This is a genomic window from Vibrio sp. OPT41, from assembly GCF_015163595.1.
Classification (GTDB): Bacteria; Pseudomonadota; Gammaproteobacteria; order Enterobacterales; family Vibrionaceae; genus Vibrio; species Vibrio alginolyticus.
On the sequence record NZ_JADDYH010000030.1, the window covers coordinates 1 to 12,663 of the forward strand.

Below are 12,663 nucleotides of genomic sequence, written 5' to 3' on the forward strand. Positions count from 1 at the left end.
CGGCTCAATGAATACTGAACATTACATAAGTAATGTTTGAATTGACTGTGCTGAATCTTTCGATTCAATGGTCACTTCGTATCATTGAAACCTAAATTATTTCCGAAGAAACCATTTGGATTATCATCAACGAGTGCCCACACAGATTGATAGGTCTATATTGTTAAAGAGCTTTCCTGTTGAGCTTTACTCAAAACAGGACGGCCATTTTAGCGAGTTAAAGTTTAGTGTCAATCACTTTTTTCAAACTTTCTTCAAGCGTTTCTGCTTGGCTAATTTGGCTTGCTAACTTGGCTTCTTACTTTCGAAACTTAAGCTTCGAAGCGTTGCCGTGTCAGCGAGGTGGCATTATAGAGATTGCGATCACATTGGCAAGCCCTTTTTCTCGTTTTTTTTGATTTTTTTATCGTTCGGATAAATTTGCATCAAAAGCGGTCAAAAGAGCACGTTATTTCTACAGTTCTCTAAATTTATCTGCGAAAAGAGCCACTTTTTCCCAATTGGTGTACTCCACCTCTTTGGTCGTATCGGTTTCGCCACCCGTCATCGACATAATGAACCTAATCATAGTTCTGTCGAACCAGCTATAACGTGGGTAATAAAGTGCACCAGCAAAAACACCGATTAGCGTTGGTTTCCAAGGCGACTTAATTAGGAACTTGCGAATGTAGGCACTACCTTCAGGTGTATCCTTTCCTTGGTCCTCTTTACGAGCGGTTAGGTTTACGCAGAAAAATGCCACTTTATTTTGCTCCAATTGATTGAGGTTTCGCTCAATAAACTGGTATAGCTTTTTATTAAGATGGCCATAGCGAATAGAGGCGCCTATCAATACTCTGTCGTATTGGCTGAAGTCAATCGTCTCGACATTATGTAAATCCACCAGCTCACAATCGAAATCTGGAAGTTGTTCATCTATATAGTGGAGAATTTTTTTAGTCTGCCCTTCGCGGGAAGAGTATAGAAATAATGCTTTTGCCACGATTTCCCCTTAGCTACGCCAAAACGTCGGCGTAAGTAGAATAAGTAAGGTAAAGATTTCCAAACGACCAAACAGCATAGAAACTATTAATACCCATTTTGCTTTGTCGTTAACATCACCAAAGTGAAGCGCCACTTCTCCCAAGCCAGGACCGAGGTTGTTCAGAGTCGCAGCCACCGCCGAGAACGCACTGAGCTCATCCATTCCTGTTGCAATCAACCCCAACATACAAACCACAAATACCAATGCGTATGCGGAGAAGAAACCCCAAACCGCATCGACAACACGTTGCGGTAGGGCACTGCCACCTACTTTGATGGTGTAAACCGCGCGTGGATGGACTAAACGTTTTAGTTCACGCGCACCTTGTAAGGTAAGAAGCAGGATACGGATCACTTTCATGCCGCCGCCTGTTGAACCAGCACAACCACCTATAAAGGAAGAGAACAATAACAGCACAGGTAAGAAGAGAGGCCAATCCGCAAAACCTGTTGTCGTAAAGCCCGCTGTTGTGGATATTGATACGGTTTGGAACAGAGCCTGATCGAAAGCATCGTATGTCGATGTGTAAGAGTGATGTTTCAGTAATAATAGAAAGCAAATGATAAATAGCAGCACTTGAATAAACAAGAAGGCACGAAACTCAGGATCTTTCCAGTAATACTTGGGATGTACGCCACCTGATGCAAATGCAGCAAAGTGCAGCGTGTAGTTACATGCAGATATAAGCAGAAAAACCACAGTAATCAGGTTAATCGCGTAACTATCAAAATATCCGATGCTGGCATCGTGGGTAGAGAAGCCGCCAATAGCAATGGTGGAAAAGCTGTGACTGATGGCGTCAAATGGCGTCATACCAGCTAACCAAAAAGCCGAAGCACAGGCGATAGTCAGGCTCAGATAGATGTACCAAAGCGCCTTAGCAGTTTCTGCTATGCGCGGCGTCACTTTAGTGTCTTTGACTGGACCAGGGATCTCGGCGCGGTAAAGCTGCATACCACCAATGCCAAGTACTGGCAAAATCGCCACAGCTAATACGATGATTCCCATACCGCCGAACCACTGCAGTAACTGTCGATAGAATAGAATCGCTTTAGGTAACTCATCCAAACCAACAATAACGGTCGCCCCGGTCGTCGTGAGAGCAGAAAACGATTCAAAAAACGCATCTGTCACTGAGACGTTCGGGTTGTCAGCAATGAGAAAGGGGATCGAGCCTGCACTGCCAAGTACTGTCCAGAATAAGACGACAATAAGAAAGCCATCTCGAGCTTTAAGCTCGTGCTTATACCTGCGGTTTGGGTACCAACAAACGGCCCCACAAAACAGCAGAACAAAAAATGTCGTGACAAAAGGCACACCAGCACCATCTCGATAGATCAGCGCAACGAGTGCTGGCGCAAGCATAGTGACACTAAAGAGTGCGAGCAGTAGCCCGACGATTCGAATAATTGAACGAAATTGCATGGATAAATTGACTAGCGAAGCTGTCCCTGTTGCTTCCTGTTTTTCATTATTGTCCGTCTAGCGGAGTGACAATTGCCTTTGCCCCGCTTTTATTGATGATTGCTTGGGTAAACGCGCTCACTTCTCGAAGCTCAATTTCCACCACTAATACGACCTGATCGCTGTATTCAGCCTCGACTTCTATCGCACCAAATTGCGGCATGATTGATTGTGCGATCGGCATAAACCCATAGTCTAACGTTAGTCTGAGCTTTGTGGTTATTTTTTTCTTAATAGTTTGAAGCAGCTTGAGCGCTTGTTGAACCCCACCCCCATACGCTTTAACCAAGCCGCCTGTACCTAACTTGATTCCACCAGAGTATCGCGTGACCACAGCCGTGATCTCCCCCACCCCAGATCCAGACAGCTGCGCCAGGATTGGTTTGCCTGCTGTTCCGGACGGCTCCCCATCATCACTAAAGCCCCATGTCATTGAATCTTCCGGGCGACCAGCAACAAAGCCCCAACAGTTATGTCTAGCATCAGCGTGTTTAGCTTTGATTTGATCAACAAATGCTTTTGCAGCTTCGATACTTGGCGTGTGCGCTAAATAAGTAATGAAGACGCTCTTTTTAATTTCTTCTTCAAATTGAGCGGGCTCTGCTGGAATCAGATAAGGCTTGTCATTCATAGGATTATGGATTCAGGTCTATTTGCCTGAAGTCTATCACGAGTGTGATTTACCCGTCGCATAAGATCTGCCACAGCGCACAATGTTAAACACTTGTTTAAAAAATGTATTGAAATTAAACAATCCACGATCCAAACTAACTTTACTGGTCAAACCAGAACAAAAATAAAACGACTTCCTCGATACCTATTTGCCGAGGTACACGGCGTCGTTGAAATAGGTATACAGACAATCCACGATTGTATGTCATGGAGATAGACAATGATTTACCAAGCCGAAACCCTACAGGTAAAGGAAATACAAGATGGTATTGCAGAGCTAAGCTTCTGCTCTCCAAAATCCGTCAACAAACTCGACCTAGCGACATTAGAATCGCTAGATAAAGCTCTTGATGCGCTCATTGCCCATCAAGGCCTCAAGGGGTTGTTGCTCACTTCAGATAAAGACGCATTCATTGTAGGCGCAGACATTACCGAGTTTTTAGGTCTGTTTGCTAAAACGGATGCCGAGCTCGACCAATGGCTGCAATTTGCTAATAGCATCTTTAACAAATTAGAAGACTTACCCGTTCCGACCATCTCAGTGATCAAAGGCCACGCTCTTGGTGGCGGTTGTGAATGTGTGCTAGCAACAGACATGCGTATTGGTGACAAAACCACCAGCATCGGCCTACCAGAAACGAAACTGGGAATCATGCCTGGCTTTGGTGGTTGTGTACGCTTGCCTCGCGTTATTGGCGCAGACAGCGCAATGGAAATCATCACCCAAGGTAAAGCATGCCGAGCTGATGAAGCATTGAAAATTGGCTTACTCGATGCTGTTGTAGAGACTGATGCTTTATACGAATCAGCACTACAAACTCTTAACTCTGCAATTAACGAGAAACTTGACTGGCAAGCACGCCGAGCACAGAAAACATCTCCGCTAACGCTGAGTAAGCTTGAATCAATGATGAGCTTCACCATGGCGAAGGGTCTGGTGGCACAAAAAGCAGGTCCTCACTACCCTGCCCCAATGACAGCCGTTATCACGATTGAAGAAGGTGCTCGCTTTGCACGTAATGAAGCGTTAGACATTGAACGTAAGCACTTCGTGAAATTGGCTAAATCGGAAGAAGCAAAATCACTCGTTGGCCTATTCCTTAATGATCAATACATCAAAGGCATTGCGAAAAAAGCAGCGAAGTCAGCAAGTAAAGACACGCAACGTGCAGCCGTATTAGGTGCAGGTATCATGGGTGGCGGCATTGCTTACCAATCAGCGCTAAAAGGTGTGCCAGTCTTAATGAAAGACATCGCGCAAGCGTCGCTCGACCTAGGCATGACTGAAGCATCTAAGCTGCTGAATAAACGCTTATCTCGCGGTCGCATTGATGGCTTTAAGATGGCGGGTATTTTAGCGTCAATCACACCGAGCTTACATTACGCAGGTATTGAAAACTCTGATGTGATTGTTGAAGCTGTCGTTGAAAACCCGAAAGTAAAAGCAGCAGTTTTAAGTGAAGTTGAATCCCATGTCGGTGACGACACCGTTATCACCTCAAACACCTCAACGATTCCTATCAACCTATTGGCAAAATCACTAAAACGCCCAGAAAACTTCTGTGGTATGCACTTCTTCAACCCAGTGCATCGTATGCCTCTTGTTGAGATCATCCGTGGTGAGCACACCTCTAATGAAACCATCAATCGTGTTGTGGCGTATGCTGCGAAAATGGGCAAATCACCAATTGTCGTTAATGACTGCCCAGGGTTCTTCGTTAACCGCGTATTGTTCCCATACTTTGGCGGCTTCAGCATGCTACTTCGTGATGGTGCTGACTTTACGAAAATCGACAAAGTCATGGAGCGTAAGTTTGGCTGGCCGATGGGACCGGCGTACTTGCTTGACGTAGTCGGCATTGATACCGCGCACCACGCACAAGCTGTGATGGCTGACGGTTTCCCTGAGCGTATGGGTAAACAAGGTCGTGATGCGATTGATGCACTGTTCGAAGCAGACAAATATGGTCAGAAAAATGGTAATGGCTTCTACAGCTACACCATAGATAAAAAAGGTAAGCCGAAGAAAACCTTCTCCGAAGCGATCTTACCGGTACTTGCTGACGTTTGTGCCGATAAGCAGGACTTTGACGATCAGACCATCATTCAACGTATGATGATTCCAATGATCAACGAAGTGGTGCTGTGCCTACAAGAAGGCATCATCGCGACTCCGCAGGAAGCAGATATGGCATTGGTTTATGGTCTTGGTTTCCCTCCATTCCGCGGTGGCGTATTCCGCTATCTAGACAGCGTGGGTATTGCTGAATACGTTGAAATGGCAAAACAACACGCCGAGCTAGGTGCGATGTACCAAGTACCGCAAATGCTGATTGATATGGCGGCGAAAGGTGAAAGCTTTTACGGTGCACAACAGCAAGGTTCTATCTAAGGAGGGATTCTAAAATGACTAATCAAACAAGAAATGTTGTCGTAGTCGATTGTCTACGTACTCCAATGGGTCGCTCTAAAGGTGGTGCTTTCCGTCATACACGAGCAGAAGATCTATCTGCGCGCCTAATGAAAGGCATTCTTGCGCGTAACCCACAAGTGAACCCAAGCGAGATTGAAGACATCTACTGGGGCTGTGTACAGCAAACACTAGAGCAAGGCTTTAACGTTGCACGTAATGCGGCGCTGCTTGCTGGTCTGCCGATTGAAATTGGCGCCGTGACGGTGAACCGCTTGTGTGGCTCATCAATGCAAGCGCTTCACGACGGTACACGTGCCATCATGACTGGCGATGCTGAAATCTGCCTAATTGGTGGTGTTGAGCACATGGGGCATGTGCCAATGAACCACGGTGTAGACTTTCACCCAGGTATGTCAAAGAACGTAGCAAAAGCTGCGGGCATGATGGGCTTAACGGCTGAAATGCTTGGTAAATTACATGGTATTAGCCGTGAGCAACAAGACGAGTTTGCCGCTCGCTCTCACGCTCGTGCGCACGCAGCAACCGTAGAGGGTCGTTTTAAAAACGAAATTCTACCAATTGAAGGCCACGCAGCAGACGGCACACTGTTCACTCTGGATTACGACGAAGTGATTCGCCCTGAAACATCCGTTGAAGGTCTATCTCAACTTCGCCCAGTGTTCGACCCTGCAAACGGTACAGTAACAGCCGGTACATCATCGGCTCTGTCTGATGGTGCATCAGCGATGTTGATCATGAGTGAAGAGAAAGCCAATGAGCTTGGCTTGAAGATTCGTGCACGTATTAAAGGCATGGCCATTGCGGGCTGCGATCCTTCTATTATGGGTTACGGTCCTGTACCTGCGACGAAAAAAGCGCTCAAGCGTGCCGGTCTTTCAATTGAAGACATGGATGTGGTTGAGCTAAACGAAGCATTTGCCGCGCAGTCTCTGCCGTGTGCTAAAGACTTAGGCCTGCTTGATGTTATGGATGAGAAGGTCAACCTTAACGGTGGTGCGATAGCATTGGGTCATCCACTAGGCTGTTCTGGTTCACGTATCTCAACAACGCTGATCAACCTAATGGAAGCGAAAGACGCGAAATACGGTCTGGCCACCATGTGTATCGGTTTGGGTCAGGGCATTGCGACAGTATTTGAACGACCATAACAGTTCAAGACGTTGTTGTAGTGATCGAGCCAACAATCATAAGCAAATGAACTAGTACTAAAATTTTTAGTATTACACTTAAGGGCGACAATTGATGTCGCCCTTTGTTTTACATCAAACATGCATGAAGAGCATACATTAAATGCTCAAGTTTCATTTTATTCATAGACAAAGAAGACATACACTTAGACCAGTTGATATCTTGCTGCATGTGACCCAGAGTCATGCTACCGCACAATCGGAGAACCTTATGTTTAATGCTCTAGTTCTAAATCAAGAAGACAAACGTACTATCGCTAACATCGAGCAAATCGATGAAACACAACTGCCTGAAGGCGACGTTCTGATTGACGTTGATTACTCATCGTTAAACTACAAAGACGGTCTTGCGATCACAGGTAAAGGTAAAATCATCCGTAACTTCCCGATGGTGCCAGGTATTGACCTAGCAGGTACGGTAGTAAGCTCAGAAGACGGCCGCTACCAAGCTGGTGACAAAGTTGTCCTTACTGGCTGGGGCGTGGGTGAAAACCACTGGGGTGGTATGTCTCAGCGTGCTCGTCTAAAAGCGGATTGGCTAGTACCACTACCAAAAGGTCTAGACAGCAAGAAAGCAATGATGGTTGGTACTGCTGGCTTCACTGGTATGCTGTGTGTTCAAGCACTGCTTGATGCAGGCATCAAACCTGAAAATGGCGAAATCCTAGTAACTGGCGCAAGTGGCGGTGTAGGCTCAGTCGCAGTAACGCTTCTAGCACAGCTTGGCTACAAAGTTGCTGCAGTGACAGGTCGTGTAGAGAAAAACGGCCCGCTACTTGAAAAACTAGGTGCTAGCCGCATCATCGACCGTACTGAATTTGAAGAACCAGCACGTCCACTTGAAAAGCAAGTATGGGCAGGTGCGGTTGATACTGTAGGCAGCAAAGTACTAGCAAAAGTATTGGCGCAAATGGATTACAACAGTGCAGTCGCAGCTTGTGGTCTTGCTGGTGGTTTTGATCTACCAACCACAGTGATGCCGTTCATCCTACGTAATGTTCGCCTACAAGGTGTGGACTCAGTAATGTGCCCAACAGAGAAACGTATCGCTGCATGGGAAAAGCTGGTAGAGCTACTACCAGACAGCTACTTCGAGCAAGCGTGTACTGAAGTTGCTCTTGCTGAAGCACCGAAATATGCAGAAGACATCACCAACGGTCAAGTAACGGGTCGTGTGGTTATCAAGCTATAAATACTGACTCAGTGTAAATAGACGAAGAGCCGGCATTGCTGGCTCTTTTTTGTTAGCAGTTCAGTCCCATATCTTCGATACGTTTAGCTATCAGACGGCTACACTCTTCACGCACAATCGTTCTTAACCATTCTTGAGCGGGAGAATGTTCGCAACGCGCATGCCAAATCATCGAGTATTCAAACGGCGTGAATTGGAATGGTAATGGTTTCACCACCAAGTCATAACGCTCGGCAACCAGATACGCCAAATCCGCTGGTACTGTGATGATAATTGGCAAGGTATCCATGATCGCCAATGCGGCTTCTAAATGATAAGCCCGCAGAACCATTTTACGCTTAGGTTTCTCCATCAAAGCTTGTTCGATCAGTGCCTTAACACCATCACTGATGGCGATCATGGCATGTGGATGACTCAGATAATCATCCAAGCTCATTTCTTTATTCGCTAATGGATGCTGTTTTGAAAGCATACACAGCACCCCCACTCGCCCCAACACTTCACTGCGTAGAGGCTCCACCGGGCCTGTCGGGCGACAAATCGCTAAGTCTGCACCTTCATAAGTGAGCTGATCTGATAAACGGTCGTGTTGCAGTGGTAAGAAGTTGAAAGACACGTTTGGCGCTTCTTGGTAAATTCTCGGCAAAGCGAACGGTAATATCGTTTGCATGGCATAATCGGTGGTCACGATGTTGAAAGTCTGTACGCATTGCAATGGGTCAAACTCAACCGGAGATAACAACTGACGTAAAGACTCTAATGGCTCGCCCAATGAGCGATCGATCTCTAACGCTTTCTGAGTTGGGATCAAATGCTGTCCCTGACGAGTAAACAGCGGGTCTCCCAACAAGTCACGTAGACGACCAAGCACACGACTCATTGCCGATTGACTCAAGTTCAGACGTGTTGCCGCCTTACTGACACTGTTTTCTTCTATCAGTACTCGCAACGCAACCAGTAAATTTAAATCTCGGCGATAGATATCTTCCAGTTCCACGAATTAGCCACTTATTTTGTATGTGTTTGGGTAAATTGTACTCTTTAGGCAAAAAAAATCCCGCCTTTCAGCGGGAAAGCCCAAGAAAAATGGGGATAGTGTCGGAATGAAGTGTCGGTAAAAATAGGTGAGCGTTATTAAAAGCATTCTGATCCAAGCAAGAAGCGCTAATTTTCTTGCTCAGATGCGCCAGACCATCTGCGCATCTCGATCCAAATCCCAATAATAGTGGCAACCATGCCTACTAGAGGCGTCAAAGAGGTGTCAGCTGGCGTCCTGAGTACCAATGCACAAAACGAGATAAAACACAGCACTGAGTAAATCGTAAGTCTGTCTAACGCTGTTAACATTGCCTCTCCCCTGCCAGTTGTTACCAAATTGTTAATTTAAGGTAAAACAAAAAATTCGGTTTGCCAAGTGGTTATTGAATATTTTTTCAACGAAAGTAAAATTCAACGTTCAGTTAGTTACGAGAATCACACTATGAGCTTTAATCCTGAACTGGCAAACAAGACATTAGAGGCGGAAGGACTGCGCTGCCCAGAGCCAGTGATGATGGTCAGGAAGACAATTCGCAACATGCAAGATGGTGAGATTTTGCTGGTCAAAGCAGACGATCCATCCACGACTCGAGACATTCCGAGTTTCTGCCGCTTTATGGACCACCAATTAGTTGCGGCGCAAACGGAGCAAGTTCCGTATCAGTACCTGATCAAGAAAGGATTGGAATAATCTGGTCGAACTAAAAACGGCAGCCTATATTGGCTGCCGTTTGTTTATTCGTCGTATTCGAGTGTGCGAACTTCTGATTGGAGCTTGTTAAGTTGTTTCTTCATTGCCCGCATCTCTTCATGCATAGGAATGATGTGAGCGACACGAATCCACGCTTCTACTGTCAATCCAGTAAGAACGAACGATCCTGCTACAATCGGTAACCACATATCAGTTAGCACCATCGCTAGTAAACACAGCGCTAAACCAAAAGTGAATAAATAACTCTGACTCTTCGGGGACATCCCCATGTAACGTGTAAGCATAAACTTGCCCTCTCGCTATCATTCACACCATTAAACTACCATGACAAGTATGACACTTATATGTCATCCGTCACGCAACGGAACGATTTAGAGTCAGAGTTTGAACTCGCGCAGCACGCCACTAATGATTGATAACTCACATCATTTCACGTGCAAAAAATCAGAACAGTGCAGCCCCTATTGCCAGAGCAATAAACAAAAATGCGGTGATTTTACGGATCAGCCCTAAAGGCATCTTGTCGGCCGACAATTTACCAATCAGGACCACAGGAACATTCGCCAGCAGCATACCGATTGTGGTACCGATAATCACCAAACTTAACGCATCCGCGTATTGCGCCCCTAAGATGGAAGTGGCGATCTGAGTTTTATCGCCTATCTCCGCAACGAAGAACGCGATAAAGCTGGCAATAAATGGGCCTCGATTAGAAATCTGTTCGTCATCATCCAGTTTGTCCGGGATCAGAACCCAAGCCGCCATCGCGACAAAACTGACCACCAGCACCCACTTTAAAATCTCAGGTGATAGATAGTCTGCGACAACCACACCTAACCATGCAGCCAAAGCGTGGTTGGCAATAGTTGCCAAAAAGATTGCTGCAATAATTGGGATTGGTTTTCGGTAACGACTTGCGAGTAATAGAGATAGCAATTGGGTCTTATCGCCAATTTCTGCTAACGCTACAGTAGTAATTGAAATAGCTAAAACGCTCACGACATGCTCATTGGGGCAGGGATTATTATTTTTAACCGAAGACAAACCTCACGCCCCTACCCCGGTTCGTGATGATTTGTCTAAGGTCTTGCTAAACTTGAAAGGCTTCAAGTCTCGAACGCCATGGTGATTTTGCACCAATTATGTTGACGGACGAACCAGATGAAACAGAAACTTCATCAGGTAAGCTACTCCCCAAAGACAGGCGCAATTCTAGCCACCTTTGTTGCGCTTCTCAAGAGCCAAAGCAGGCAAAAACTCCCTTTTAGGAAAAATACAGCAGATAACGCGGTAAAAATTCATTAAAGGAGAAAATCGCCCACGAATTAATCAAGATTAGCTCTACTCCCATGCTCAATATCTGGTTATACTAGATTGTTAATTTATTCAACCGTAATTACTCTTTATCGCCGTTGTTAGAGTTGAAAAACTCGGCATAGATGACGAATTAACGAGTAACAAGAGAATCGCGCGAACCTGACTTATGCAAAAATACGATATCAAAACCTTCCAGGGAATGATCCTCGCGCTGCAGGATTATTGGGCTCAAAATGGTTGTACCATTGTTCAACCGCTAGATATGGAAGTGGGTGCGGGTACCTCTCACCCAATGACCTGTCTACGAGCGCTTGGCCCAGAGCCAATGTCGACAGCTTACGTACAACCTTCACGTCGTCCTACTGATGGCCGTTACGGTGAAAACCCTAACCGTCTTCAGCACTACTACCAATTCCAAGTAGCGCTAAAACCATCGCCTGACAATATTCAAGAGTTGTACCTTGGCTCCCTTGAAGTTCTTGGTATTGACCCTCTTGTACACGACATCCGTTTCGTAGAAGATAACTGGGAAAACCCAACACTAGGCGCATGGGGTCTGGGCTGGGAAGTTTGGCTAAACGGCATGGAAGTGACTCAGTTTACTTACTTCCAGCAAGTTGGTGGTCTTGAGTGTAAGCCAGTAACTGGTGAGATCACTTACGGTATCGAACGTCTAGCAATGTACATCCAAGAAGTAGACTCTGTTTACGACCTAGTTTGGAACATCGCACCAGACGGCAGCAAAGTGACTTACGGTGACATCTTCCACCAAAACGAAGTAGAGCAATCAACTTACAACTTCGAGCACGCAGACGTTGAATTCCTATTTGGCTTCTTCGAACAGTGTGAAAAAGAGTGTAAAGAGCTGCTTGAGCTTGAAAAGCCACTGCCACTACCTGCTTACGAGCGCATTCTAAAAGCGGGTCACGCATTCAACCTACTAGACGCACGTAAAGCGATCTCAGTAACTGAACGCCAACGTTACATCCTACGCATCCGCAACCTGACGAAAGCAGTTGCAGAAGCATACTACGCATCGCGTGAAGCTCTTGGCTTCCCAATGTGTAAGAAAGAACAAGCGTAAGGGGTAGAGTAACATGGCAAAAGAATTTCTAATCGAGCTAGGTACAGAAGAGCTACCACCAACGCAACTTCGCACTCTAGCTGAAGCATTCGCAGCAAACTTCGAAGCAGAACTAAAAGGCGCTGAGCTTGCTCACGAAGGCGTGAAATGGTTCGCGGCACCTCGTCGTCTTGCACTTAAAGTGGCAGCACTAGCAGACAGCCAGTCTGACAAAGTTGTTGAGAAGCGTGGTCCTGCGGTTTCTGCAGCATTTGACGCGGAAGGCAACCCAACAAAAGCGGCTCAAGGCTGGGCACGCGGTTGTGGCATCACGGTTGACCAAGCAGAGCGCATGGTAACAGACAAAGGTGAATGGCTACTGTTCAAACAAGAAGTGAAAGGTCAGCCAACGTCTGAGATCGTAGTTGAACTTGCAGCGAAAGCACTAGCAAACCTACCTATCGCAAAACCAATGCGTTGGGGCAACAAAACGACTCAATTTATCCGTCCAGTTAAGACGCTAACCATGCTAATGGGCAGCGACCTAATCGAAGGCGAGA

The 12,663-nt window shown here is 46.1% G+C and carries 13 protein-coding genes; 6 read left to right on the forward strand and 7 right to left on the reverse strand.

Annotated features, from left to right (window positions below):
• Positions 1 to 454: 454 nt before the first annotated feature.
• From hemG to IQP38_RS13830, 3 genes are read right to left on the reverse strand one after another with little or no spacing between them, the layout of a single operon-like run.
• Positions 455 to 982: a menaquinone-dependent protoporphyrinogen IX dehydrogenase gene (gene hemG / locus IQP38_RS13820; RefSeq protein ID WP_005378894.1), complete on the reverse strand. Its 528-nt coding sequence runs from the start codon at positions 980 to 982 to the stop codon at positions 455 to 457.
• 9 nt (positions 983 to 991) lie between these two features.
• Entirely contained in the window at positions 992 to 2,449 is a 1,458-nt protein-coding gene (locus tag IQP38_RS13825) for a TrkH family potassium uptake protein (RefSeq protein ID WP_005378893.1), read from the reverse strand.
• Positions 2,450 to 2,495: 46 nt separating this feature from the next.
• On the reverse strand, positions 2,496 to 3,119 hold the full coding sequence (locus IQP38_RS13830) for a YigZ family protein (RefSeq protein ID WP_193837677.1): 624 nt from the start codon (positions 3,117 to 3,119) through the stop codon (positions 2,496 to 2,498).
• A gap of 261 nt (positions 3,120 to 3,380) precedes the next feature.
• On the opposite strand from IQP38_RS13830, the gene fadB reads away from it, so the two are divergent.
• From fadB to IQP38_RS13845, 3 genes are all read left to right on the forward strand, one after another.
• Entirely contained in the window at positions 3,381 to 5,552 is a 2,172-nt protein-coding gene (fadB, locus tag IQP38_RS13835; RefSeq protein WP_193837678.1) for a fatty acid oxidation complex subunit alpha FadB, read from the forward strand.
• A 14-nt stretch (positions 5,553 to 5,566) separates the two neighbouring features.
• Positions 5,567 to 6,742, forward strand: coding sequence for an acetyl-CoA C-acyltransferase FadA (fadA, locus tag IQP38_RS13840; RefSeq protein WP_006743176.1), 1,176 nt, complete (start codon positions 5,567 to 5,569; stop codon positions 6,740 to 6,742).
• 250 nt (positions 6,743 to 6,992) lie between these two features.
• Complete coding sequence (locus IQP38_RS13845) at positions 6,993 to 7,973, forward strand: MDR family oxidoreductase (protein WP_033906594.1); 981 nt, start codon at positions 6,993 to 6,995, stop codon at positions 7,971 to 7,973.
• 52 nt (positions 7,974 to 8,025) lie between these two features.
• On the opposite strand, the gene IQP38_RS13850 is transcribed toward IQP38_RS13845, so the two are convergent.
• Together IQP38_RS13850 and IQP38_RS13855 are read right to left on the reverse strand one after the other, a co-directional pair.
• On the reverse strand, positions 8,026 to 8,970 hold the full coding sequence (locus IQP38_RS13850) for a LysR family transcriptional regulator (protein ID WP_017821924.1): 945 nt from the start codon (positions 8,968 to 8,970) through the stop codon (positions 8,026 to 8,028).
• 167 nt (positions 8,971 to 9,137) lie between these two features.
• Positions 9,138 to 9,320, reverse strand: a complete 183-nt coding sequence (locus tag IQP38_RS13855) for a hypothetical protein (RefSeq protein WP_005378880.1) — start codon at positions 9,318 to 9,320, stop codon at positions 9,138 to 9,140.
• A gap of 133 nt (positions 9,321 to 9,453) precedes the next feature.
• Between IQP38_RS13855 and tusA the strand changes: the two genes are divergently transcribed.
• A complete protein-coding gene (tusA, locus tag IQP38_RS13860) occupies positions 9,454 to 9,702 on the forward strand; it encodes a sulfurtransferase TusA (RefSeq protein WP_005378879.1) in 249 nt (82 codons plus the stop codon).
• A gap of 44 nt (positions 9,703 to 9,746) precedes the next feature.
• Here the strand turns inward: tusA and IQP38_RS13865 are convergent, their stop codons facing one another.
• Complete coding sequence (locus IQP38_RS13865; protein WP_005378878.1) at positions 9,747 to 10,007, reverse strand: hypothetical protein; 261 nt, start codon at positions 10,005 to 10,007, stop codon at positions 9,747 to 9,749.
• 160 nt (positions 10,008 to 10,167) lie between these two features.
• Positions 10,168 to 10,722, reverse strand: coding sequence for a TMEM165/GDT1 family protein (locus IQP38_RS13870; protein WP_005378877.1), 555 nt, complete (start codon positions 10,720 to 10,722; stop codon positions 10,168 to 10,170).
• A 484-nt stretch (positions 10,723 to 11,206) separates the two neighbouring features.
• On the opposite strand from IQP38_RS13870, the gene glyQ reads away from it, so the two are divergent.
• Both glyQ and IQP38_RS26440 read left to right on the forward strand, forming a co-directional pair.
• Complete coding sequence (gene glyQ / locus IQP38_RS13875; RefSeq protein WP_005383818.1) at positions 11,207 to 12,124, forward strand: glycine--tRNA ligase subunit alpha; 918 nt, start codon at positions 11,207 to 11,209, stop codon at positions 12,122 to 12,124.
• A gap of 13 nt (positions 12,125 to 12,137) precedes the next feature.
• On the forward strand, positions 12,138 to 12,663 hold a 526-nt coding region (locus IQP38_RS26440; RefSeq protein WP_228010068.1), incomplete at its 3' end, for a glycine--tRNA ligase subunit beta.

Bases quoted from the DNA above. Each gene is read 5' to 3' on its own strand.
- IQP38_RS13825 (WP_005378893.1), bottom strand. From the start codon at position 2,449: ATGCAATTTCGTTCAATTATTCGAATCGTCGGGCTACTGCTCGCACTC.
- IQP38_RS13845 (WP_033906594.1), top strand. From the start codon at position 6,993: ATGTTTAATGCTCTAGTTCTAAATCAAGAAGACAAACGTACTATCGCT.
- IQP38_RS13830 (WP_193837677.1), bottom strand. From the start codon at position 3,119: ATGAATGACAAGCCTTATCTGATTCCAGCAGAGCCCGCTCAATTTGAA.
- fadA (WP_006743176.1), top strand. From the start codon at position 5,567: ATGACTAATCAAACAAGAAATGTTGTCGTAGTCGATTGTCTACGTACT.
- IQP38_RS13865 (WP_005378878.1), bottom strand. From the start codon at position 10,007: ATGCTTACACGTTACATGGGGATGTCCCCGAAGAGTCAGAGTTATTTA.
- IQP38_RS13855 (WP_005378880.1), bottom strand. From the start codon at position 9,320: ATGTTAACAGCGTTAGACAGACTTACGATTTACTCAGTGCTGTGTTTT.
- tusA (WP_005378879.1), top strand. From the start codon at position 9,454: ATGAGCTTTAATCCTGAACTGGCAAACAAGACATTAGAGGCGGAAGGA.
- glyQ (WP_005383818.1), top strand. From the start codon at position 11,207: ATGCAAAAATACGATATCAAAACCTTCCAGGGAATGATCCTCGCGCTG.
- fadB (WP_193837678.1), top strand. From the start codon at position 3,381: ATGATTTACCAAGCCGAAACCCTACAGGTAAAGGAAATACAAGATGGT.